The organism is Klebsiella sp. 4_1_44FAA, assembly GCF_000238715.1.
Classification (GTDB): Bacteria; Pseudomonadota; Gammaproteobacteria; order Enterobacterales; family Enterobacteriaceae; genus Klebsiella; species Klebsiella pneumoniae.
In genome coordinates, this window is the sequence record NZ_JH414810.1 from 32,762 (window position 1) to 54,233 (window position 21,472).

Annotated in this window: 21 protein-coding genes, 1 rRNA gene and 1 pseudogene; 7 read left to right on the forward strand and 16 right to left on the reverse strand. The window is 61.3% G+C overall.

The genetic code is table 11. The features are described from left to right. Positions 1-953 (forward strand): carbohydrate porin (locus tag HMPREF1024_RS01740; protein ID WP_009309836.1); only part of this gene is annotated, 953 nt, incomplete at its 5' end. Between the two features lie 299 nt (positions 954-1,252). Here HMPREF1024_RS01740 and HMPREF1024_RS01735 read toward each other — a convergent pair. The 10 genes and pseudogenes from HMPREF1024_RS01735 to HMPREF1024_RS01695 all read right to left on the reverse strand — a co-directional run bounded on the left by HMPREF1024_RS01735 (position 1,253) and on the right by HMPREF1024_RS01695 (position 9,068). Continuing rightward, positions 1,253-2,212, reverse strand: coding sequence for a DUF523 and DUF1722 domain-containing protein (locus HMPREF1024_RS01735; RefSeq protein ID WP_004178436.1), 960 nt, complete (start codon positions 2,210-2,212; stop codon positions 1,253-1,255). Further along, entirely contained in the window at positions 2,209-2,760 is a 552-nt protein-coding gene (locus HMPREF1024_RS01730; RefSeq protein WP_004177586.1) for a DUF3833 domain-containing protein, read from the reverse strand. Before HMPREF1024_RS01730 ends, HMPREF1024_RS01735 begins: the two co-directional genes overlap by 4 nt. Beyond that, positions 2,757-3,281 (reverse strand): hypothetical protein, encoded by a 525-nt coding sequence (locus HMPREF1024_RS01725; protein WP_004894585.1) that lies wholly within the window; start codon positions 3,279-3,281, stop codon positions 2,757-2,759. Before HMPREF1024_RS01725 ends, HMPREF1024_RS01730 begins: the two co-directional genes overlap by 4 nt. Beyond that, positions 3,278-3,763 carry a DUF2878 domain-containing protein gene (locus HMPREF1024_RS01720; RefSeq protein ID WP_009309837.1) on the reverse strand — a complete coding sequence of 162 codons (486 nt, stop codon included), beginning with the start codon at positions 3,761-3,763 and terminating at the stop codon, positions 3,278-3,280. The genes HMPREF1024_RS01725 and HMPREF1024_RS01720 overlap by 4 nt, the downstream gene beginning before the upstream one ends. Next, positions 3,760-4,981: pseudogene (locus tag HMPREF1024_RS0127685) on the reverse strand (class I SAM-dependent methyltransferase). The gene HMPREF1024_RS01720 and the pseudogene HMPREF1024_RS0127685 overlap by 4 nt, the downstream one beginning before the upstream one ends. Further along, the gene (locus HMPREF1024_RS01715) at positions 4,978-5,700 is read right to left on the reverse strand and encodes a DUF1365 domain-containing protein (protein ID WP_009309840.1); all 723 of its coding nucleotides are present in this window, start codon (positions 5,698-5,700) and stop codon (positions 4,978-4,980) included. Before HMPREF1024_RS01715 ends, HMPREF1024_RS0127685 begins: the two are co-directional and overlap by 4 nt. Before the next feature lies 1 nt (position 5,701). Further along, positions 5,702-6,961 (reverse strand): NAD(P)/FAD-dependent oxidoreductase, encoded by a 1,260-nt coding sequence (locus tag HMPREF1024_RS01710; RefSeq protein ID WP_009309841.1) that lies wholly within the window; start codon positions 6,959-6,961, stop codon positions 5,702-5,704. Beyond that, a complete protein-coding gene (locus HMPREF1024_RS01705; protein WP_004872509.1) occupies positions 6,958-7,677 on the reverse strand; it encodes an SDR family NAD(P)-dependent oxidoreductase in 720 nt (239 codons plus the stop codon). Before HMPREF1024_RS01705 ends, HMPREF1024_RS01710 begins: the two co-directional genes overlap by 4 nt. After that, positions 7,674-8,108, reverse strand: coding sequence for a nuclear transport factor 2 family protein (locus HMPREF1024_RS01700; RefSeq protein ID WP_002887256.1), 435 nt, complete (start codon positions 8,106-8,108; stop codon positions 7,674-7,676). Before HMPREF1024_RS01700 ends, HMPREF1024_RS01705 begins: the two co-directional genes overlap by 4 nt. Positions 8,109-8,339: 231 nt before the next feature. Further along, complete coding sequence (locus tag HMPREF1024_RS01695) at positions 8,340-9,068, reverse strand: MerR family transcriptional regulator (RefSeq protein ID WP_002887258.1); 729 nt, start codon at positions 9,066-9,068, stop codon at positions 8,340-8,342. A 116-nt stretch (positions 9,069-9,184) separates the two neighbouring features. Between HMPREF1024_RS01695 and HMPREF1024_RS01690 the strand changes: the two genes are divergently transcribed. Next, complete coding sequence (locus HMPREF1024_RS01690; RefSeq protein ID WP_009309842.1) at positions 9,185-9,718, forward strand: lipocalin family protein; 534 nt, start codon at positions 9,185-9,187, stop codon at positions 9,716-9,718. A gap of 9 nt (positions 9,719-9,727) precedes the next feature. On the opposite strand, the gene HMPREF1024_RS01685 is transcribed toward HMPREF1024_RS01690, so the two are convergent. From HMPREF1024_RS01685 to HMPREF1024_RS01665, 5 genes are all read right to left on the reverse strand, one after another. Continuing rightward, positions 9,728-10,075: a DUF1294 domain-containing protein gene (locus HMPREF1024_RS01685; protein WP_009309843.1), complete on the reverse strand. Its 348-nt coding sequence runs from the start codon at positions 10,073-10,075 to the stop codon at positions 9,728-9,730. Between the two features lie 72 nt (positions 10,076-10,147). Beyond that, complete coding sequence (locus HMPREF1024_RS01680) at positions 10,148-13,297, reverse strand: CusA/CzcA family heavy metal efflux RND transporter (protein WP_009309844.1); 3,150 nt, start codon at positions 13,295-13,297, stop codon at positions 10,148-10,150. A gap of 11 nt (positions 13,298-13,308) precedes the next feature. Further along, positions 13,309-14,571 (reverse strand): efflux RND transporter periplasmic adaptor subunit, encoded by a 1,263-nt coding sequence (locus tag HMPREF1024_RS01675; protein WP_009309845.1) that lies wholly within the window; start codon positions 14,569-14,571, stop codon positions 13,309-13,311. 44 nt (positions 14,572-14,615) lie between these two features. Beyond that, entirely contained in the window at positions 14,616-14,960 is a 345-nt protein-coding gene (gene cusF / locus HMPREF1024_RS01670; protein WP_004192220.1) for a cation efflux system protein CusF, read from the reverse strand. A 17-nt stretch (positions 14,961-14,977) separates the two neighbouring features. Then, complete coding sequence (locus tag HMPREF1024_RS01665) at positions 14,978-16,363, reverse strand: efflux transporter outer membrane subunit (RefSeq protein WP_032451447.1); 1,386 nt, start codon at positions 16,361-16,363, stop codon at positions 14,978-14,980. A 172-nt stretch (positions 16,364-16,535) separates the two neighbouring features. Between HMPREF1024_RS01665 and cusR the strand changes: the two genes are divergently transcribed. The 4 genes from cusR to kacT all read left to right on the forward strand — a co-directional run bounded on the left by cusR (position 16,536) and on the right by kacT (position 19,555). Further along, on the forward strand, positions 16,536-17,219 hold the full coding sequence (gene cusR / locus HMPREF1024_RS01660; RefSeq protein ID WP_009309847.1) for a copper response regulator transcription factor CusR: 684 nt from the start codon (positions 16,536-16,538) through the stop codon (positions 17,217-17,219). Next, the gene (locus tag HMPREF1024_RS01655) at positions 17,209-18,642 is read left to right on the forward strand and encodes a Cu(+)/Ag(+) sensor histidine kinase (RefSeq protein ID WP_009309848.1); all 1,434 of its coding nucleotides are present in this window, start codon (positions 17,209-17,211) and stop codon (positions 18,640-18,642) included. Before cusR ends, HMPREF1024_RS01655 begins: the two co-directional genes overlap by 11 nt. 102 nt (positions 18,643-18,744) lie before the next feature. Next, positions 18,745-19,011 carry a type II toxin-antitoxin system antitoxin KacA gene (kacA, locus tag HMPREF1024_RS01650; protein ID WP_002887278.1) on the forward strand — a complete coding sequence of 89 codons (267 nt, stop codon included), beginning with the start codon at positions 18,745-18,747 and terminating at the stop codon, positions 19,009-19,011. A gap of 10 nt (positions 19,012-19,021) precedes the next feature. Next, positions 19,022-19,555 carry a type II toxin-antitoxin system toxin KacT gene (gene kacT / locus HMPREF1024_RS01645; RefSeq protein WP_004178461.1) on the forward strand — a complete coding sequence of 178 codons (534 nt, stop codon included), beginning with the start codon at positions 19,022-19,024 and terminating at the stop codon, positions 19,553-19,555. Between the two features lie 47 nt (positions 19,556-19,602). On the opposite strand, the gene HMPREF1024_RS01640 is transcribed toward kacT, so the two are convergent. Further along, a complete protein-coding gene (locus tag HMPREF1024_RS01640; protein WP_009309849.1) occupies positions 19,603-20,724 on the reverse strand; it encodes a cupin domain-containing protein in 1,122 nt (373 codons plus the stop codon). Positions 20,725-21,315: 591 nt separating this feature from the next. On the opposite strand from HMPREF1024_RS01640, the gene HMPREF1024_RS0127695 reads away from it, so the two are divergent. After that, positions 21,316-21,472, forward strand: a 16S ribosomal RNA gene (locus HMPREF1024_RS0127695); the annotation flags it as partial.

The following is a 21,472-nucleotide window of genomic DNA, read 5'->3' on the forward strand; positions in this document are numbered from 1 at the left end:
TGTTCGACCACTGGAGCGACGAAGTTAACCTGAAGAAGGCCTACGTCGGCGTCACCAACGTGCTGGAATCCAACCCCAACGCCTATCTCTGGGCCGGCCGCGACTTCCACCAGCGTCCGCAACAGGGGATCAACGACTACTTCTGGATGAACCACGACGGCCAGGGCGCCGGGGTAAAGAACTTTGATATCGGCGGCGTGCAGTTCGACGTGGCGGCGGTGTCGCAGGTGAAATCCTGCAGCCCGGAAGTGATGGCCGACGAGACCAACCCGTCGCGCATCACCTGTACCGGCAGCTCCGACACCGGCGACAACGGCCACTACGCGCTGACCACCAAAACCCACAACATCAAGGCCGGGCCGATCGACGTCGAGGTGTACGCCAACTACGGCTTTGACTCGAAGGCGGTGGACAGCGACGCGCGTCTCGAAGCCTGGCAGGGCGGGCTGGTGCTGAGCCACACCAACGACAGCGGGGTGAACAAGGTGATCCTGCGCTACTCCGATAACTCGGATAACAGCGTCTATAACAAAACCGACGACCTGACCACGGTCTACGCCAGCTTCGAGGGCAGCCATAAGTTCACCCAGCAGGCGCAGGTGGAATATCTGCTGGCCTTCCACGACTACGACAACGGCAAGGACAACACCGACAACCGTAAAAACTACGGCGCCATCGTCCGGCCGATGTATTTCTGGAACGACGTGCACTCCACCTGGCTGGAAGCGGGCTACCAGCGCGTGGATTACGACCAGGGCGGGGATAACCACGGCTGGAAGCTGACGCTGTCGCAGAACATCGCCATCGGCATGGGGCCGGAGTTCCGCCCGATGCTGCGCTTCTACGTCACCGGCGGCCAGGTGGATAACGAGCACACCGCGAAGGTAAACGGCACCCAGGACCAGCAGCTGGATTCGCTGAACGTCGGCGGGATGTTTGAGGCGTGGTTCTGATGCGATAACGTTGTCGAAGGAGCGTTCCCGGCTGGCGCTACGCTTAGCCGGGCTACAACTGGTGCGCTCCATTTATGCCGGATGGCGGCATAAATGCCTTATCCGGCCTACGTTCCTTCCTGCGGGCTCCCCCCCCAGGACCGGCAAGCGCAGCGCCGCCGGGCGGTCAGGCTCCATACCTGCGATAGTGCCGGATGGCGGCATAAATGCCTTATCCGGCCTACGTTCCTTCCTGCGGGTTCCCCCCGTAGGCCCGCGCAAGCGCAGCGCCGCCGGGCAGCTGGTCCAGGCCAACTCCCTCAGTTCACCGTCAGGCGCAGGGCCAGATCCTGCGGGTAGGGGTCAAAATAGTTCTGCGCCTGCAGGTAGCGATCCGGATACTCGGCCAGATAGTGCTTAAGCAGCGTCAGCGGGGCGAGGATCGGCAGCAGCCCGGCGCGATAGTTGAGGATCACCTCCCGCAGCTCGCCGCGCTGGCGGCTGTTCAGCTGGTCGCGGAAATAACCCTGAATATGCATCAGCACGTTGGTGTGGTTTTTCCGCGAGGCGGGCTGCTTGAGGATCGCCATCAGCTTCTCGCGGTAAACCTCGAAGAAAGCCTCCAGATCCTCCCATTCATGCAGCGAGGCGACGAACGGGCCGATTTCCCGGTAGCCCGCCTGGTGGTGAGCCAGCAGCTGCAGCTTGTAGCGGCTGTGAAAGGCCAGCAGGCCGTGGCGGGTCAGGCCGCGGGCGCGCAGGGCGTTGAGTTCATGCAGAGCGAAAACGCGCTCGACAAAATTCTCCCGCAGCAGCGGATCGTGCAGCCGGCCATCCTCTTCCACCGGCAGCCACGGGTAGCGCGCCATCAGGGCGCCGGTAAACAGCCCCACGCCTTCCTTACGCCCGCGATTGCCTTTTTCATCGTACAACCGCACGCGCTCCATTCCGCAGCTCGGCGATTTGGCGCAGACGATAAAGCCCGACAGCTCGCCCAGGGTTGCCAGGTGGGCGCTGGCGAAATCAGCCATCTTCTCCGTCACATCCTCGTGCGGGGCGTGGCTGAAGCGCATGCGGATCTCCCCGACCGGGGTCTGCACCAGGCGGAGCGCCGGGCGGGGAACGGGCAGGCCGATCGCCATCTCCGGGCAGACGGGTTTAAACGCCACCCACTGCGCGAGCTCATCCATCACAAAGCCCATACGCTTATGCCCGCCGTCGAATCGCACGGCTGAGCCGGTTAAACATCCGCTGATCCCAATGACAGGTTGCGTGTTCATGGCGCTGTCCTCTCTTCTGCTGTGGTTCGGGTAAAGAAAAGGGTCACGGTGGCGACCGTAATGCCGAATTTCTTCATCTCGGTTTTGTTAAATAAATGGCTGCCGTCCTGCAGGAACATCCAGTCGTCAAAGTGCAGCAGCCACCGGCTGCCGCTGGCCTCGACGTTCATGCTGTAGCGCCAGTGAAAGGCATTGCCTGCCGCCTGGCCGCTGGCCACGCCTTCGATATCGCCGGCGGTGCCCTGATAACGGTTATCGCCGGTGCGGCGAATGCGCCATACCCGCTGCTGCTTCTCGCCGTCGTCATAGACAAAGCGCTCATGGAGCGTCAGGGTGTCGCCGACGACGTCGCCATCGATCTCAACATGGAAGCGGCGCAGCTGCTTGCCGCTGCGATCCTGCACCATCCCCCACGCCTCGGTTCGCCCTTGAAAATAGTGAAAGATGTCGAGGGCGGGCTGCTGCTGCCGGTACTCCGTAACCTCGGTGCTGCAGCCGGCGAGGATCAGCATCAGCAGCGCCAGGCCAAGGGTCAGAATGCGTTTCATGGTGTACCTCCGATCAACTGCTGACGCAGTTCGGGATAAGTGGTGCGCGGATCGAGCCAGATGGCGAGAAAGCGGGTGCTGAACGCCGCCGACTGGCGCGGGCCGAGCGGGGTAAAGGCGGTCTGCGCGGCGCTGGCGCGGTACCAGAACTGCCCCTCGCCGCCGCGGACCACGAACGCCAGCTGGCTGCCCGGCGCGACGTCCGGCCAGATCCCCTGCAGCATGCGTAGCCAGGCTTCGCTGCGCGGTTCCTGCTGCAGAATGCCCTGCGCCTGCCACTGGTCGCGGGTGGCCTCCACCAGCGCCTCGCGATCGATGTCGCGCCGGTAGGTGATGATCAGCGCCCGATCCTGCTGCGGGCCGTCATACCGGCCATTGGGCGTACGCAGCTGCGAGTGATAGACGGTGAACGGCCCCCAGGTGAGGGTCGCCTCGCCGACGCGGCGCCACGTCAGCCAGTCGGCGGCGTGGGCCGCCGGGGCGAGGGCGGTCAGCCATAGCAGTAACAGCGCGAATCTCATTTTCGCCTCCCCATCCCCAGATGGAATAACAGCATGAGCACCAGCCAGCCGCAGGCCATGGCGGCCACGGCAAGCGCCATCGGCACCAGCAGGGTCATGGCTCCGAGGCGAGCGCCGATCAGGTAGGCCACCGGGCCGCCGAGGGTCGCCGCCGTGGCCAGCACCCAGCCGGGAAGCGTCGCGGTGCGGGTCAGTCGGGTCCAGACGACGGCGAACATCAGCCACAGGGCCACCATCCACAGGGGCAGCAGGCTGTCGCCGCGAAAATCGATCAGCCCCGCCAGCGCCCAGCAGGCGTCCAGGCCGCAGCCCGCCGCGGCCAACAGCAGGGCGGGCGGACGACTGGCCGCCGGCAACCGCAGCCAGGCGAAAATGGCCAGCGTCAGCCAGATCAGCAGACCGCGCTCGCGCAACATCACCACCAGCGTCCAGTAAACATCGAACGCGAGGGCCATCAGCAGATGCTGCGCCGGGCGTGTCATACCCGCTCCGCGGTGAGCTGCACCACGCTGATGGTGCGGGCGTTAAATCCGGCTTCGCAGTAGCCGAAGTAGTAGAGCCACATCCGGCGGAAGCGCTCATCAAAGCCGAGCTTTTCAATATCCTGCCAGGCGTGGGTAAAGCGCTGTCGCCAGTGCGCCAGGGTGCGGGCATAGTCCGGGCCCATGTCGAACAGGTTGCGTACCACAAAATCGGTGTGGCGGGTCATCAGCTCGCTCATTGCCGTGATGCTGGGCAAAAAGCCGCCGGGGAAGATGTAGCGCTGGATAAAATCGACGCTTTTGCTGTAGTCGCGATAGCGCTGATCCTGGATGGTGATCGCCTGCAGGGCCATTCTGCCGCCCGGGCGCAGGCGCGCCTGACAGGTGCGGAAGAAGGCCGGGAGGTAGCGCTGGCCCACCGCCTCAATCATCTCCACCGACACCAGTTTGTCGTACTCGCCGCGCAGATCGCGGTAGTCGCAGAGCAGCACTTCGACGCGATCCTGCAGCCCGGCGCGGGCCATGCGCTCGGTAGCCCAGCGGTGCTGCTCCCGGGAAAGGGTGGTGGTGGTGACCCGGCAGCCGTAATGGCGGGCGGCGTACTCGGCCAGCGCCCCCCCAGCCGGTGCCAATCTCCAGCAGATGATCGCCGGGAGTGAGCGCCAGCTGGTCGCACAGGCGCGCCATCTTGGCCCGCTGGGCCTGGGTCAGATCCTGCTGGTCATCGGTAAACAACGCGCTGGAGTAGAGCAGGTCGTCATCCAGAAAGTAGGCATAAAATTCGTTGCCGAGGTCGTAATGGGCGGCGATGTTCTCCCGCGCCTGGGCGCGAGTGTTGCGGCGGGTCCAGTGGCGCAGCCGGGCGACGGGCTTGCCCAGCAGACGGAAGCCGCGCTCCAGACGCCCCAGCACCTCGCCGTTGCGCGCAAGGATCTGCAGCAGCGCCGTCAGCTGGTGGCTCTCCCAGTCGCCGTCCATCCAGGCCTCGGCCGCCGCCAGGCTGCCGCCGGTCAGCAGACGCCAGTACACCTCCGGTGTGCAGACCCGCGCCTCGGCGCGCAGCGCGGCGGCGGGGTCGCCAAAATGAAAAGTCTGCGCCCCTTCGCGCACGGTGAGCGAGCCTTCGCGGAGGCCACTCAACAGACGAAAAAGCAGCCAGCGCGCGAGCCGCACGTTGCGCGGCACATCGGGTTCAAGCGCAAAGACGGGATCGGTCATGAGCGTTCACTCCTGCTGACAGGATGGTTGTACAGCGGCACGCGCTTCAGCCACAGCCGCAGCGCCTGCCAGTAGATGGCGAGCACGGTTTTCAGGGGCATCATCGGCAGACGCAGCAGCAGCCCGCGCAGGTTGGCGCGGGTCAACGGCACGCGGCTCAGGGCCAGCGTGGCGTCGAACACCTTGCTGGCCTGATGGTTTTCAATATGCATGTGCAGCGTTTTGCCGGGCGCGTTGAAGCGCCAGTGATAGACCATGTCCATCGGGTTAAACGGCGAAACGTGAAAGGCTTTCTCCAGCGGGCGCGCCTGCTGGCCGTCCACCGCGTAGTAATGACGCTCATTCCACGGCGTGTTGCGCACTTCGGCCAGCACCCAGCGCAGGGTGTCGGCTTCGTCATAGCAGTAGTAAAAGTTGACCGGATTAAAATGGAAGCCGAAGTAGCGCAGCTGGGTCAGGAGCATCACGCGGCCCGCCGGGCGGCAGCCGGTCAGGCTCTCCAGCCGGTTCAGCACCTGGGCCTTCAGCGGCGCGCCCAGCGGATAATCGGCGTCGTACCAGGCAGCGGCGGCCAGGCGGTTGCGGCGGATGCCCGTCTCAGGCAGCTTGTCCAGTTCGTCGAGGTCGAGCCAGGCCATAAACAGGCGGTAGACGAAGTGGTGCGCCTTCGGCTGCAGGCGACGGTGGCGCAGGACGCCCTGATAGAGGCAGCTGTTCATTTCAGTGGCCCTCCGCCGCGGCGATGCCCTGCACCACGTCGAGCGCGCTGCGCACCCCATCCTCATGAAAGCCGTTGTACCAGTAGGCGCCGCAGTACCAGCTCCGCTGCTGGCCGTTAATCTCTTCGCGCCGCAGCTGGGCCGACCAGCTTTGCGGGTTAAACAGCGGATGCTCATAGACGAAGCGCTGCCAGACGTAGCGATCGTCCACCGGCGCGTCCGGGTTCAGAGTGACGCAGAACAGGGGGGCGCCCGCAGGCAGCCCCTGGAGAATATTCATGTTGTAGGTGACGCAGGCCCGGGCCCGATCCCCGTCGCTCAGGCGATAGTTCCAGCTGGCCCAGGCGCGCTGGCGCTCCGGCAGCCAGCGCGGATCGCTGTGCAGCACCACCTCGTTACGCTGCCAGCCGATGTCCCCAAGGACTTCTCGTTCGGAATCGGTGGGCGCCGCCAGCATCGCCAGGGCCTGCGCGGAGTGGCAGGCGAAGATCACCTGGTCAAAATGCGCCTCCCCGGACGCCAGCCGCAGGATAACTCCCGCCGGGTGGCGCTCCACCTGCTGCACCGGCGCGTTGAGGCGTAGATCCAGACGATCGCCGAGCCTGGCGAGCAGGGCGCGGACGTATTCCCGGGAACCGCCGGGCACCACGTACCATTGCGGACGATCGCGAATATCCAGCAGACCGTGGTTTTCAAAGAAGCGCAAAAACAGCGGCAGCGGGAAGCGGCGCATCTCCTGCAGCGACGACGACCAGATGGCCGCCCCCATCGGCAGAATATAGTGGCGGGCGAAGAAGGGGCTGAAGCGGTGGCGGATGAGGAAGCTCTCCAGCGTCGCGCCTGGATCCAGCGCCTCGGTCAGCGCCAGTTTCGCCAGGCGGTTGAAGCGGACGATCTCGCTCAGCAGTCCCCAGAAGGCCGGCTTCAGCAGATTGCGCCGCTGGGCGAAGAGCGAGGTCAGGCTGTGGCCGTTGTATTCCAGGCCGCTGGCCGGGTTGTGGACCGAGAAGCTCATCTGCGTTTTTTGCCCGCCTATCCCCAGCTCGCTGAGCAGGCCCATAAAGCGCGGATAGGTGCGATCGTTGTAGACGATAAATCCGGTATCGATGGCCCAGGTGCCCTGCGGCGTGGCGACATCCACGGTGGCGGTGTGGCCGCCCGGCGTGGCGCCCGCTTCGAACAGCGTTACCTGATGGTGTCCGGCCAGTCGCCAGGCGCAGGTCAGCCCGGCGATGCCGCTGCCGATGATGGCGATGTTCATGAGCGCACCATCCTGCGCAACAGCAGGCGCTGGATACCCGATGGCAGGCTGGCCAGCAGCCGCAGGGCCAGGCTGAAGCCGGTGGGGAAGGCGATGTGGTTTTTGCCCTTCGCCAGACCGTGGCGGATCGCCGCCACCGCCCGATCCACGCTCACCCGACCGGGCATGGCGAAGTCGTTTTTGCGCGTCAGCGGGGTGTCGACGAAGCCCGGAGAGACCACCGTGACGGCCACCCCTTTCGGCTCCCAGTCCAGACGCAGGCTGTTAGCAAACCAGCTCAGCGCCGCCTTGGAGGCGCCATAGGCTTCCGCGCGCGGGAAGGGCAGCCAGTGCGCCATGGAGCTGACCAGCACCACCCGATCGCCTGCCTCCAGCTGCGTCTGCAGCGCCGCCAGGCAGTTCACCGGCCCGAGGAAGTTGGTGGCCATCACCCGCTCCACGAGGGCGGCATCCACCTGTCCGTGGTCAAGGTATTCGCAGGTCCCGGCGCAGAGAATGATCAGGTCGGCAAAACAGCCCGTCAGCGCCTGGCGACAGGCGTCCCTGTCTGTCATATCGAACAGGCGTACGCTGATGTTGGGGCTGAACTGCTGGAGCGCTGCCAGGCGCGACGCATCGCGCCCGCAGGCGATGACCAGATGGCCATCCGCCGCGAAGGATTTCGCCAGGCCGGCGCCGATCCCGGAGCTGGCGCCGGTGATGAGCACCGTCATCATGAGCGCACCCTCCGCTTCACGCCGCGTACCGCCCAGCCCAGCAGGGGAAGATGCTCGTAGATCATCTCCCCGGCGTCGTAGTAGTCGCGCTGATGGAGAACCTGCTCACCGGCGATGTCCACCACCGAGCAGCCCGGCAGGGCCAGGGTTTCTCCACCGGCAATGCGCGGATGCGACCAGTGCATGGTCCAGGTCACGGCGAACCGCTGGCCGTCGCAAAGCGGCGTGTCGATGGTGAACCGGCACTGCTCCACGTTGGCCAGCAGATGGGTAAAGTAGCGCTGAATGGCGAACAGCCCCTGATGCTGACCAAAAGGATCGCTCAGCGTCGCGTCCGGATGGTACAGCGTGGCCAGCGCCGCGGGCGGCTGTGCATCCAGCCCGGCGTAGTACTCAACGAAACGACGAATCACGGACGGCGAGGTGCTCATGGATCACATCCTGGCTAGATACGGTAGCGTAATGGCATACTTAAAACTTACACAAATAAAATTATTTGTCCAAGTTTGTAGAAAAATATATTTTATTTGTGTTAAAAATCATGTTGTTATGATTGGTGTTTTAAGGAGTGAAAATCGCGGGTGGTGCAAAGGGCAAGCGTGAGCCCGCCGCGCCACCGGGCGCTGGCGTCTCAGAGAGGGGATGTAGGTTAAAACAGGGGGTTAGAGCGGGATCACCTCGAGGGAGACGACCTGCTGCTGCCAGAGTTCGACCTGCCTCTGGCGGGCGGCGGAAAGTTTGCCGCTGGTGACCAGCAGCCAGTTGCGCTGGGGGAAAATCTCCGGCGCCAGGGCGGCGGGAGGCACCGGCAGGACGTCGATGCGATGGCCCTGGCCGGTACGTTTGAGCGCCTCAAGCCAGATTTCGCAGGCGTCGGTCAGGTGCCAGCCGGTGATCAGAAAGTTGTCCCCGGGCGCCTTCTTGTCGCCTTCGAGGCAAAACGAGGTATAGGCGATGATGATGCCGTCGAGAATTTCGCGCAGCGTCATGATGGCCGGCACGTTGGCGGAGACCTGGCTGCGCAGCGGACGCAGCACCTCGGTTACCAGCTCCTGGCGCGGATATTCGCGCCCGGCGTCGTAGATCAGCTGGCGCAGAGACTCGATTTTTCCCTCTTTCAGTCGCTGCAGCATGGTCTCCTGCAGCGTCAGCCAGTTATTGGTGCGCCGCGCGCCGGGGCGCGACAGCAGGGGTTTCACCTGGCTGACCGGCACCCCTTTTTTCACCCAGTCGAGGATCTTCAGCGCCTGCTGGACGTCGTCATCGCTGTACAGACGGTGTCCACCATCGGTGCGCAGCGGCTTAAGCAGGCCGTAGCGGCGCTGCCAGGCGCGAAGCGTGGTCGCATTTATCCCGCATAGTCGGGCAAATTCGCCGATGGAGTAAGGCATGGAGGCCACCTGTTAACAAAGAATATTCTCAATATACTACGAATCACGACGGCTGGCGTGAAGTGTAGTGGCTTTGCACTACACTTTCCCCAACCGCGTAAATGAAAGGAGTTCTCATGAAGCTATGGCCTGTTGTCACCGGCGTCGCTATCGCGTTAACCCTGGTGGCCTGCAAATCGCCCACGCCGCCGAAGGGCGTTCAGCCGATTAGCGGGTTTGACGCCAGCCGTTATCTCGGGAAATGGTATGAGGTCGCCCGCCTGGAGAATCGCTTCGAGCGAGGCCTGGAGCAGGTGACCGCCACCTACGGCACCCGCAGCGACGGGGGGATCAGCGTCGTCAACCGCGGTTATGACCCGGTCAAAAAACGCTGGAATGAGAGCGACGGGAAAGCCTATTTCACCGGCGCCCCCACCACCGCGGCTCTGAAGGTGTCGTTCTTCGGGCCATTCTACGGCGGCTATAACGTGATCCGCCTGGACGACGACTACCAGTACGCGCTGGTCAGCGGCCCCAACCGTGACTATCTGTGGATCCTGTCGCGCACCCCCACCATTCCGGCGGCGGTGAAGCAGGATTACTTGAATACCGCGCGCGAGCTGGGCTTTGACGTCGATCGCCTGGTGTGGATCCGCCAGACGCCGCGCTAGCCTCGCCGCTTAGCGGCTGAGCAGATGGGTATAAACCACGTACAGCCCGGCCAGCGCCGCCACGTTGAGCGCTACGCTGATGAAAAACCGCGTCCGGAAAGGCTGCTTTTGCGTTTTATGGCGAAAGCACTGCTGGCCGAGGATGGCCCCCGGCCAGCCTCCCGCCAGGCCCAGCACCAGCAGCGTGGTTTCCGGCACCCGGCGCCAGGCTTTGCGCGCCGCCAGCTTGTCGGTGCCATAGATAAGCCATGTCAGAAGGCTGCTCAGTAAAAACCACATCGCCAGCGGGTAGGGCAGCAGGGCGCTGCCCACGGCGGTGAGCAGCAGCAGGGAATAACATACCAGGTTCAGATTCATAGGGACGTTCACGCCGGCCAGAAGAATGGCGCCACTATAGCCAATTTCCCGGACCGGCGTAAACGCGGCGGGCTATTGGCTACGCTTGCCCCGATGCCGATACAGCCACATCAGCTTATACGCCGCCGGAATGATAAACAGCGACAGCAGCGGGGCGGTGATCATCCCGCCAATCATCGGCGCGGCGATACGGCTCATGACTTCCGAACCGGCGCCGGTGCCCCATAAAATCGGCAGCAGGCCGGCGATAATCACTGCCACGGTCATCGCCTTCGGCCGAACGCGCAGCACCGCCCCCTGGTACAGCGCCTCGTCGAGCTTATCGACGCTGAAAGTCTGCGGATTCTCCAGCGATGGCTCCGCCTCGATGGCATGGCGCAGGTACATCAGCATCACCACGCCAAATTCTGCCGCCACCCCGGCCAGGGCGATAAAGCCGGTCCCGGTGGCCACCGACAGATGGAACCCCATCCAGTAGAGGAACCAGATCCCGCCCACAAGGGCGAACGGCACGCTGGTGATAATCAGCAGTGCTTCGCCGACGCGGCGGAACGCCAGATACAGCAGCACGAAGATAATCATCAGCGTCATCGGCACCATCAGCTTCAGCTTCTGATTGGCGCGCTCCAGCAGCTCAAACTGCCCGGAGTAGGACACACTGATGCCCGGCTTCAGCTTCACCTCCTTGCCGATGGCCTGCTGCAGATCGTGCACTATCGACACCATGTCGCGGTCGCGGGCGTCGATGTAGATCCAACTGGTCGGGCGGGCGTTCTCGGTCTTCAGCATGGATGGTCCAGTGACCACTTTCACCTCAGCCACGTCGCCGAGGACGATCTGTTGCTTCAGCGGCGTGAGGATCGGCAGCTGGCGCAGGGTCTCCGGGCTGTCGCGATAGCTCTGCGGGTAGCGGATGTTGATCGGATAGCGCTCGACGCCCTCTACCGTTTCGCCAACCATCGCCCCGCCGATGGCGGACGATACAAACAGCTGCACATCGCCGACGGTCATCCCGTAGCGGGCCGCCTTCTCGCGCTGAATATCAATGTCGAGGTAGCGCCCGCCGACCAGCCGCTCGGCTAATGCCGACGTGACTCCCGGCACGCTGCGCGCCACCCCTTCAATTTGCCCGGCGATGGCGTCGATATCGGCCAGGTTAATGCCGGAAACCTTAATGCCGATCGGGCTCTTGATACCGGTGGAGAGCATGTCGATGCGGTTGCGGATCGGCGGCACCCACAGGTTCGCCAGCCCTGGCAGACGCACGGTTTTATCCAGCTCCTCGACGATCTTCTCCATGGTCATCCCCGGCCGCCACTGATCCTGTGGCTTAAGCTGAATGGTGGTCTCCACCATCTCCAGCGGCGCCGAGTCGGTGGCGGTTTCGGCCTTGCCGGTTTTGCCGAACACCCTTGCCACTTCCGGCACCGTCATGATCAGCTTATCGGTTTTCTGCAGCATATCCGCCGCCTGCGCAGCGGAGATCCCCGGCAGCGTGGACGGCATAAACAGCAGATCGCCCTCGTTGATCTGCGGCAGAAACTCGCCGCCGACCCGGTTAAGCGGCCAGGCAACCGTCAGGATCGACAGGAGCGCAATCAGCAGGGTAGTCTTCGGCCAGTGCAGGACCTTCAGCAGCAGCGGGTGATAAATGCGGATCAAAAAGCGATTCAGCGGATTGCTGCTCTCCGCCGGGATCCTGCCGCGGATCCAGAAGCCCATCAGGATCGGGATCGCCACGATCGCCAGCAGCGCCGCCCCGGCCATCGACCAGGTTTTGGTGAAGGCCAGCGGACCGAACAGTTTGCCCTCCTGGCCTTCGAGGGTGAAAATCGGGATAAACGACAGGGTGATGATCAGCAGGCTGATAAACAGCGCCGGGCCGACCTCCACCGAGGCCTCGGTAATGATTTTCCAGCGTGTGTCGTTGCTGAGCTTCTCTCCCGGGTGCTGATGTTCCCACTCCTCCAGCCGCTTATGGGCGTTCTCAATCATCACGATGGCGGCATCGACCATCGCTCCCACCGCAATGGCGATCCCGCCCAGCGACATGATGTTGGCGTTGAGCCCCTGGAAATGCATCATGATAAAGGCGAAGCACAGGCCGAGCGGCAGCGAGATAATTGCCACCAGCGCCGAGCGCACGTGCCACAGGAACAGGGCGCAGACCAGGGCGACGACGATAAACTCTTCTAGCAGCTTGTGGCTGAGGTTGTCGATGGCGCGGTCGATAAGCTGGCTGCGGTCGTAGGTGGTGGCCACTTCAACCCCTTCCGGCAGGCTGCTTTGCAGCGACGCCAGCTTCGCTTTGACCGCGGAGATCACTTCGCGGGCGTTCTTGCCGGAGCGCAGGATCACCACGCCGCCGGCCACTTCGCCTTCGCCGTTAAGCTCGGCGATTCCGCGGCGCATCTCCGGGCCGATCTGTACCCGCGCGACGTCGCCGAGATAGACCGGCACGCCGTTATCCCCGGTTTTCAGCACGATATTTTTGAAGTCGCCGAGCGTCTGCAGGTAGCCGCTGGCGCGCACCATATATTCGGCTTCCGCCAGTTCGACGGAAGAGCCGCCCGCCTCCTGGTTAGAGGCGTCCAGCGCCGATTTCACCTCGCCGAGGCTGATGCCGTACTGGGTCAGCTTCATCGGGTCGACGACAATCTGGTACTCCTTGACCACACCGCCCACCGACGCCACTTCCGAGACGTTAGGGATGGTTTTCAGCTCATATTTTAAGAACCAGTCCTGCAACGAGCGCAGTTCGGCGAGGTCGTGCTTGCCGCTACGGTCGACCAGCGCGTATTCGAAGACCCAGCCGACGCCGGTGGCGTCCGGGCCCATTTCGGCGCTGACCCCGGCGGGAAGTTTGCCCTGCACCTGGTTGAGATACTCCAGCACCCGCGAGCGCGCCCAGTAAGGATCGGTGCCGTCTTCAAAAATCACGTACACGTAGGAGTCGCCGAATTGCGAGAAGCCGCGAACCGTTTTGGCGCCGGGGACCGACAGCATGGTGGTGGTCAGCGGCCAGGTGACCTGGTTTTCGACGATCTGCGGCGCCTGCCCCGGATAGCGGGTTTTGACGATCACCTGTACGTCAGAGAGATCCGGCAGGGCGTCTACCGGGGTGTGGATGATGGTCCAGGTTCCCCAGATGCTGAGAAACAGCGCCGCCATCATCACCAGGAAGCGGTTGGCCACCGAGCGGCGGATAATCCATTCAATCATGGTTCCGTTCCTTAGTGCGCGTGGGCGGCAGAGGCCGCGGCATCAGGGGCCTGCGCGCGCATGCGCTCCAGCGCGCCGGCGATATTGGCCTCCGAGTCGATCAGGAACAGGCCGCTGGCGACGACTTTCTCACCCTCCTGCAGCCCGCTGCGAATGGCCGTGACGCCGGCGGATTCATGGAATACCTGCACGATTTTCGGCACGAAGCGGCCCTCGTTATCGACGGTGATCACTCGCTGCTCGCTGCCGCTGTCGATCAGCGCTTTGGAGGGGATCAGCAGCATCGGGGCGCTTTCGCTGGTCAGCTGCAGATAGGCGTTCATCCCCGGCTTCAGCGCTTCATCCGGGTTGTTGACCTGCAGGCGCAACTGCAGGGTGCGGGTGGCGCTATCGACGCTGGGGAGAAGGGTCCATTTGCTGATGCGGAAGGTTTTGCCCGGCCAGGCGGGAACCTGAATGCTGAACTGCGAGGCGTCTTTAATCAGCCAGGCGATAGATTCCGGGACCGCCACGCTGACCCACACCGGATCCATGCCCTGAATTTTCGCCACCACGTTATCTTTGGCGATGTTCATTCCGGCGCGCAGATCGAAGGCGGTGATCACCCCGTCGATGGGCGCCTTGAGGGTGAAGCGGGTCTGGATCTTGCGCGTGGCTTTCAGGCGGCGGATATCGTCGTCCGGCATTCCGGCGAGACGTAGACGCTCGAGGATCCCCTCGACCTGCGTAGCGGTGCCCCCGGTCTCCTGCAATAGCAGATATTCGCTCTGCGCTTCCACCCAGTCCGGGATGGTCAGCTCGAGTAACGGCGCGCCTTGTTTCACTTTGTCGCCGACGGTCAACGGATAGACTTTATTGATAAAGCCCGCCGCCCGCGCCTGCATAATCACATACTGGTACTCGTTATAGCTGATGTTGGCCGGGAAGGTCTGGGCGTAGCGCAGCGGCCCGCGGGTAACGGCGGCGGTTTTCACCCCAAGATTCTGGGTCTGCGTCGGGTCGATACGCACCCCCGGCGCACCGGCGGCGGCATGCTCCTCATCGGCGTATTTCGGCACCAGATCCATATCCATAAACGGCGATTTACCCGGTTTATCGAAGCGGGTGTTCGGGTACATCGGGTCGTACCAGAACAGCACTTTACGCTGCTGCTCGGCCGCCGGAGCGGCAGAGTGGGTCGGTGCCCATCGGGCGTACAGCGCCGCGGTAAGCGCGCCGCCAATCAGCATGCTGCCGAGGATCAGCGCCGTATTTTTCAGTGTCAGGGATGCCATGTGTCGTCCATTCAGTTGTTGAGGGGCCTACCGTCGCCGGGCCGTTATTGGGCGCGGATATCCTGTAATAGCGACAGATTGCCCTGCTGAACGAAGGTGAAATCCACGCTGTCGCCATCCTTCACATTGTTGAGCTGCGTCTGCGGGGTGATGGTGAAGCGCATGGTCATCGGCGGCCAGTTCACCGCCGGGATGGCCTCGTGGGCGATAGTGATTTTTTTGTTATCCATATCAATAGCTTTAATGACGCCTTTGCCGCTGATGCTTTGCGCCTGCGCGGCGGCGTGCTGCTCGTGCATCGCCATACCTGCGTGCGGGGCGGCGGCCTGGGCGGCGAACACCGCGCCAGAGAGCAGGGTGAACAGGGCGATTTTAGATAGTGAATTCATGTTCGGGACTCCTTGGGTTATTCCATCCAGCCGCCGCCGAGAGCGGTGAACAGGGTGATTTCATTTGCCTTACGGGAATAGTTGAGTTCCAGCAGGGTTTGTCGGGTGGTGAAAATGTCGCGCTGGGCGCTCAGGACTTCGATGTAGCTGACCGCGCCGTGACGATAGAGCGCGGTGGCGCGCTGCAGGGTGATATTTAGTGAAGCGAGATAGCGCTGCTGGGCGGCAATCTGATCGGCCAGGCTCTGGCGCTGGGCCAGCGCGTCGGCCACCTCTTTAAAGGCGGACTGTATTTTTTGTTCATAGTTGACCACCTGCTGCTGCTGGCGGATTTCCGCCAGATCGAGGCTGGCCTGATTACGCCCGGCGTTGAAAATTGGCAGTTCAATTTTGGGGATAAAGTTCCACATCGCGCCGCCGGCGTTAAACAGGCTGGAGAGCTCGCTGCTGCTGCCGGAGAGCGAGCTGGTTAGGGTGATCGACGGGAAGAAGGCCGCCCGTGCGGCGCCGATGTTGGCGTTGGCCGCTTGCAGGCTGTGTTCGGCTTCCAGAATATCTGGCCGCTGCAGCAGGATCGCTGAGGAGAGCGATGGCGGCAGGGTTACGCCTTGCAGGTCTACCGCGCTGCTGGCGCTATCGTCCGGCAGATGTTGATAGCTGCCGAGCAGTAGCTGCAGGGCGTTATTGGCCTGCGCCAGCTGGCCCTGACGTTTGGCGATATCGGCGCGGGTGCTTTCGATCATGCCGCGCGCCTGTTCCAGCGCCAGCACGGTGGTGCTCCCGGTCAGCAGCTGTTTTTCAACGAAGGCGTAAGACTGCTGATAGTTCTGTAAGGTATCGTTGGCCACCTGCAGCTGCGCTGCCGCCAGTCGCTGGTTGAAGTAGCTTTGTGAAACGTTAGCAATCAACAGGATATGCACTGCGCGCCGCGCCTCTTCGCTGGCGAAGAAGTTCTGTCGGTCGGCCTCGCTAAGGTTTTTCAGCCGGCCAAAGAAGTCGAGGTCATAGCTGAGATTCAGGCCGGCGGCATAATCGCTGCTGGTGGTGGTGTCGCCTTTAAGCTTGCCGCCATAGGTGGTGCTGCCGTCACCGTTCAATTGCGGGTAGCGGTCGGCGTCGGTAACCCGGTACTGGGCGCGGGCTTCCTGCACTTTCAGCGTCGCCATCCGCAGATCGCGGTTGTTGGCCAGCGCGGTGCTAATCAGGCTTTTCACCTGCGGGTCGACGAAAAAGGTGCGCCAGCCGGTCTCCTGGTAGCCCGCTGTCGCAGTAACCAGCTTGTTCTGGCTGAGAGAGAACTGCTGCGGTACCGGCGCTGCGGGGCGCTGGTAGTCCGGAGCGAGCGACAGACAGCCGGTTAAGGCAAATATCACGCTGAGGGTAAGTAGCTGTATTGAACGCATGGCGGCAGACGGTTTCGACGATTTATCCATGGCGGCTACTTTACGTAGCGGGCTCTGTTCAGGGCGTGACGGGAAAATGACAAAGCTGTCATTTTCCTGATATTTCATTGCTATCCGGAGGCGCTCCTCTAAAATTGAATACCCGCACAAAGCGCACGTGAAGGAGCCTGCCGTGAAGATTTTGATTGTCGAAGATGAGAAGAAAACCGGAGAGTACCTGACCAAAGGGCTCACCGAGGCCGGCTTCGTCGTCAACCTGGCCGATAACGGCCTCAACGGCTATCACCTGGCGATGACCAGCGATTACGATCTGCTGATCCTCGACATCATGCTGCCGGATGTGAACGGTTGGGATATCGTGCGCATGCTGCGCGCCGCCGGGAAAGGCATGCCGATCCTGCTGCTTACCGCGTTGGGCACCATTGAGCATCGGGTGAAGGGGCTGGAGCTGGGCGCTGACGACTATCTGGTAAAACCGTTCGCCTTTGCGGAGCTGCTGGCGCGGGTGCGTACTCTGCTGCGCCGCGGGGCGGCGGTCATCGTCGAAAGCCAGTTTCAGGCGGCCGATCTCAGCGTCGATTTGGTCAGCCGCAAGGTGACGCGCGGCGCCACCCGCATCACCCTGACCAGTAAGGAATTCACGCTGCTGGAGTTCTTCCTGCGTCATCAGGGCGAGGTGCTGCCGCGGTCGTTAATTGCCTCGCAGGTCTGGGATATGAATTTTGACAGTGACACTAACGCCATCGACGTGGCGGTGAAGCGGCTGCGCGCTAAAATCGATAACGACTTCGAGCCGAAGCTGATCCAGACCGTGCGCGGCGTAGGCTATATGCTTGAGGTGCCGGATGGCCGCTAAGCGCCCCTTTTCCCTGGCCACCCGGCTGACCTTCTTTATTAGCCTCGCCACCATCATTGCCTTCTTCGCCTTCACCTGGATCATGATCCATTCGGTGAAGGCCCACTTTGAAGAGCGCGACGTTCACGATCTCAGACAGCTCAGCACCACCCTGGAGACGGTCCTCGACCACGCTGACTACCCACCGGCGCGGCGGCTGGAGATCGTGAAGAATATCATTGCGGGCTACGCCAACGTCTTCATCTGCCTGGACGATGGCCAGGGCAATATTCTGTTCCAGTCGCCCAACGGGCCGGATCTCAGCCATATGCTGAGTACGCCGGGGCTGGCGATGCAGCTCCGCGACGGGAATGTGATTTCATGGACCGATCCGCAGCCGCGGGCAATGGCGCACGATAATCATCCACTGGAGACCCGCGCCTGGCGGCTGATCATGCTGCCGCTGGGCAAGCTGGCGGACGGTAAACCGGCGTACCACCTGCTGATGGCCTTATCCATCGATTTTCACCTGCACTATATTAATGAGCTGAAAGCGAAGCTGATCTCCGCGGCGTCGATAATCAGTTTGCTGATCATCGCCATCGTGCTGTTTGTGGTCTACCAGGGGCATAAGCCGATCCGCCAGATCAGTCGCCAGATCCAGAATATTACCTCGCGGGATCTCGATGTGCGCCTTGACCCGCAGGCGGTGCCTGTCGAGCTGGAGCGGCTGGCGCTGTCGTTTAACCATATGCTGGAGCGCATAGAGGATGTCTTTACCCGCCAGTCCAACTTCTCCGCCGATATCGCCCATGAAATCCGCACGCCGATCACTAACCTGGTGACGCAAACTGAAATCGCCTTAAGCCAGAGCCGCAGCCAGCAGGAGCTGGAAGAGGTGTTGTATTCCAATCTCGAAGAGTTCTCGCGGATGTCGCGGATGGTTAGCGATATGCTGTTCCTTGCCCAGGCGGATAATAACCAGCTGATCCCCGAACAGCGGGCGCTGGATCTGGCCGATGAAGTGCATAAGGTGTTTGAGTTCTTTGAGGCGTGGGCGGAAGAGAAAGCGGTGGCGCTGCGTTTTGTCGGTAGCCATTGCCGGGTGATTGGCGACCCGCTGATGCTGCGGCGGGCAATCAGCAACCTGCTGTCGAACGCGATTCGCTATACGCCGGCCGGGCAGGCGGTGACCATCCAGTTGAGCGAAAGCGCGGAGACGGTACGCCTGGTGGTGGAGAACCCCGGTACGCCGATTGCCGCCGAGCATCTGCCGCGCCTGTTTGACCGATTCTATCGCGTCGACCCCTCGCGCCAGCGCAAAGGGGAGGGCAGCGGCATCGGCCTGGCGATTGTGAAATCGATTGTCGGAGCCCACCACGGCAGCGTGGCGGTGCAGTCCGATCTGCGCTCGACGCGGTTTATTGTAGTGTTGCCGAAATAGGCGCAATCCGCGAGTGATAGTTGAGTATGTGGCTTTCTGTCGCTATATTAAATGTACGGAAAATAACCGTACATGAAGTTTGCAACAGGCCGGAGATAACGTATGCCCGCACTTAAAAAGCAGCGTATAGATTTGAGATTAACCGATGATGATAAGAGCATCATCGAGGAAGCTGCGGCAATTTCGAATCAGACGATTACCCAGTTTGTGGTTGCCAGTGCCTCAGAACGTGCTGCGGAAGTGATTGAGCAGCACCGCAGAATGGTCCTCAATGAGCAATCATGGAGCCTGGTGATGGAGGCGATTACCCAACCGCCAGCCCCGAATGATCGACTGAAACGTGCAGCGAAGCGTCTACAAACCAGGTAAGGTAGAGCTAATGGAGCAGCAACTGACGATTGAGATGATTGCCGATGCGTTCAGCTACGATATCACTGGATTTGATTGCGGCGAGGAAGCGCTGAATACGTTTTTAAAAGAGCACCTCAAGCGGCAGCACGATGGACAAATCTTAAGGGGTTATGCGCTGGTCTCCGGGGATACCGTTCCCAGGTTGCTGGGTTATTACACCTTATCGGGGAGTTGTTTCGAGCGAGGCATGTTGCCGTCTAAAACTCAGCAAAAGAAAATCCCGTATCAAAATGCGCCAAGCGTAACCCTCGGGCGGCTGGCCATTGATAAATCTGTTCAGGGGCAGGGCTGGGGAGAGATGTTGGTTGCCCATGCGATGCGAGTGGTGTGGGGAGCGTCTAAAGCCGTTGGCATCTACGGATTGTTTGTTGAAGCCCTTAATGAGAAGGCTAAAGCATTCTATCTTCGTCTGGGGTTTATACAGCTCGTGGATGAAAATAGTAACTTACTGTTTTATCCGACCAAATCGATTGAACAGCTCTTTACTGACGATGAGTCATAAAAGAAACCGGGCAGCGCCAGGCGGCTGCCCGCAGTATCGCGACTCTCTTACTCTTCGAAGTACCAGTAGCCCTGATTAATCAGCCGCGTCAGTTCGCTCACGAACGCCGGATTCTGCAGGCCGCTGCCGAGCTCTTCCTGGCCTAATGAGGTATAGCGACACAGCGCATCCAGCGCTTCGGCATCGGTGGTGTCGAGTTGTTCGCTATGCACGAAGAAGCTGTCGCCGATATGCAGAACGCGCAGGCCGCTCAGGCGGGAAAGCTTTTCACCACCCAGCAGCGCATCGAGCACTTCCTCTTCTTCATACGGTGGTTCTGCCGGCGCAATATCCAGCTCGTGACGCGGGGTGGTGACGAAACTGCCGAACCACTGCTTGAAATCTTCCGGCTGGCGAATCATATCGATCATCATGGTGCGCAGACGTTCGAGTTCATACTCTTCAACCCGGCCCGGATGCTCGCGGCAGGTGAGGTCCGGATCGCTGTAGTGCTCGCCGCCGAGATCGTTCTCCAGCACATAGTCGGCGAAGCTGCTGATCAGGTCGCGGCCGTTTGGCCCGCGGAAGCCGACGGAGTAGTTCAGGGCGGTTTCGTGGGTTATGCCGTCGTGCGGGAATCCCGGTGGAATATAGAGGATGTCGCCCGGCTGCAGATCTTCATCAATGATCGGTGGGAACGGATCGACGTGCAGCAGTGCCGGATGCGGACAGAACTGACGCATCGGCAGCTTGTCACCCACGCGCCAGCGGCGGCTGCCCATGCCCTGAATAATAAAGACGTCATACTGATCGATATGCGGGCCGACACCGCCGCCGGGGACGGAGAAGGAGATCATCAGGTCGTCCAGGCGCCAGTCCGGCAGTACGCGGAACGGACGCACCAGCTCGGCGGCAGGCATATGCCAGTGGTTTACCGCCTGGGCCAGCAGGGACCAACCGGTTTCGCCCAGCCCGTCGAAATGTTCAAAAGGACCATTGCTGGCCTGCCATTTGCCGTTTTTCAGGCTGACCAGCCGGCTGTCGACTTCCGGCTCCATGGCTAATCCGGCCAGCTCGTCCGGAGTAATCGGGTCGACGAAGTCCGGAAACGCGTTTTTTAATACCACCGGCTGTTTCTGCCAGTATTTTTCTAAAAACTCGGGCCAGTTAATGTTGAGTTGATAAGCCATCGATTATTACCAGTAAGAAGAAACGGGCCTGATTATAGAAATGAGGGCCGGGCGGGCGCATTGTCGTGGGTCAAGAGTGGTGCTTAATTCACCATCGGCGCGATAATGGCGTTGGGTAAGAGAGAAAAATCACATTTTCGCCAAAAACCGATCTTAGCGTAAATTGCGCTGCAGGCCGCATGAACACTGGGATTGCGCCTTTAATGGTAAGAAGATGAATTAGCGAAAAGTTCAAATAATGAGCGGTCGATAAGATTTTTCTATTTTAACGCTTGCTACTTCCGGCGAACTCCCTATAATGCGCTCCCACTGACACGGCAGATGTGAATCACTTCACACAAACAGCCGGTTCGGTTGCAGAGAAAAATCCTGAAAAACGGGTTGACTCTGAAAGAGGAAAGCGTAATATACGCCACCTCGCGACAGAGCGCTAAAGCGCGTCGCAACTGCTCTTTAACAATTTATCAGACAATCTGTGTGGGCACTCAAAGTGACATGGGTTCTTAACGTCCTCGGACGAAAAATGAATACCAAGTCTCAAGAGTGAACACGTAATTCATTACGAAGTTTAATTCTTTGAGCATCAAACTTAAATTGAAGAGTTTGATCATGGCTCAGATTGAACGCTGGCGGCAGGCCTAACACATGCAAGTCGAGCGGTAGCACAGAGAGCTTGCTCTCGGGTGACGAGCGGCGGACGGGTGAGTAATGTCTGGGAAACTGCCTGAGTGGGAGGGGATAACGTACT

What these genes read in the sequence shown, in the direction of transcription:
- HMPREF1024_RS01725 (WP_004894585.1), bottom strand. Translation starts at nt 3,281, where the DNA reads ATGAGATTCGCGCTGTTACTGCTATGGCTGACCGCCCTCGCCCCGGCG.
- HMPREF1024_RS01690 (WP_009309842.1), top strand. Translation starts at nt 9,185, where the DNA reads ATGAAGCTATGGCCTGTTGTCACCGGCGTCGCTATCGCGTTAACCCTG.
- HMPREF1024_RS01675 (WP_009309845.1), bottom strand. Translation starts at nt 14,571, where the DNA reads ATGGCATCCCTGACACTGAAAAATACGGCGCTGATCCTCGGCAGCATG.
- HMPREF1024_RS01730 (WP_004177586.1), bottom strand. Translation starts at nt 2,760, where the DNA reads ATGAAACGCATTCTGACCCTTGGCCTGGCGCTGCTGATGCTGATCCTC.
- HMPREF1024_RS01715 (WP_009309840.1), bottom strand. Translation starts at nt 5,700, where the DNA reads ATGAACAGCTGCCTCTATCAGGGCGTCCTGCGCCACCGTCGCCTGCAG.
- kacA (WP_002887278.1), top strand. Translation starts at nt 18,745, where the DNA reads ATGCCCGCACTTAAAAAGCAGCGTATAGATTTGAGATTAACCGATGAT.
- HMPREF1024_RS01735 (WP_004178436.1), bottom strand. Translation starts at nt 2,212, where the DNA reads ATGAACACGCAACCTGTCATTGGGATCAGCGGATGTTTAACCGGCTCA.
- HMPREF1024_RS01700 (WP_002887256.1), bottom strand. Translation starts at nt 8,108, where the DNA reads ATGAGCACCTCGCCGTCCGTGATTCGTCGTTTCGTTGAGTACTACGCC.
- cusF (WP_004192220.1), bottom strand. Translation starts at nt 14,960, where the DNA reads ATGAATTCACTATCTAAAATCGCCCTGTTCACCCTGCTCTCTGGCGCG.
- HMPREF1024_RS01680 (WP_009309844.1), bottom strand. Translation starts at nt 13,297, where the DNA reads ATGATTGAATGGATTATCCGCCGCTCGGTGGCCAACCGCTTCCTGGTG.
- HMPREF1024_RS01640 (WP_009309849.1), bottom strand. Translation starts at nt 20,724, where the DNA reads ATGGCTTATCAACTCAACATTAACTGGCCCGAGTTTTTAGAAAAATAC.
- HMPREF1024_RS01720 (WP_009309837.1), bottom strand. Translation starts at nt 3,763, where the DNA reads ATGACACGCCCGGCGCAGCATCTGCTGATGGCCCTCGCGTTCGATGTT.
- kacT (WP_004178461.1), top strand. Translation starts at nt 19,022, where the DNA reads ATGGAGCAGCAACTGACGATTGAGATGATTGCCGATGCGTTCAGCTAC.
- HMPREF1024_RS01705 (WP_004872509.1), bottom strand. Translation starts at nt 7,677, where the DNA reads ATGATGACGGTGCTCATCACCGGCGCCAGCTCCGGGATCGGCGCCGGC.
- HMPREF1024_RS01655 (WP_009309848.1), top strand. Translation starts at nt 17,209, where the DNA reads ATGGCCGCTAAGCGCCCCTTTTCCCTGGCCACCCGGCTGACCTTCTTT.
- HMPREF1024_RS01665 (WP_032451447.1), bottom strand. Translation starts at nt 16,363, where the DNA reads ATGCGTTCAATACAGCTACTTACCCTCAGCGTGATATTTGCCTTAACC.
- HMPREF1024_RS01685 (WP_009309843.1), bottom strand. Translation starts at nt 10,075, where the DNA reads ATGAATCTGAACCTGGTATGTTATTCCCTGCTGCTGCTCACCGCCGTG.
- HMPREF1024_RS01695 (WP_002887258.1), bottom strand. Translation starts at nt 9,068, where the DNA reads ATGCCTTACTCCATCGGCGAATTTGCCCGACTATGCGGGATAAATGCG.
- HMPREF1024_RS01710 (WP_009309841.1), bottom strand. Translation starts at nt 6,961, where the DNA reads ATGAACATCGCCATCATCGGCAGCGGCATCGCCGGGCTGACCTGCGCC.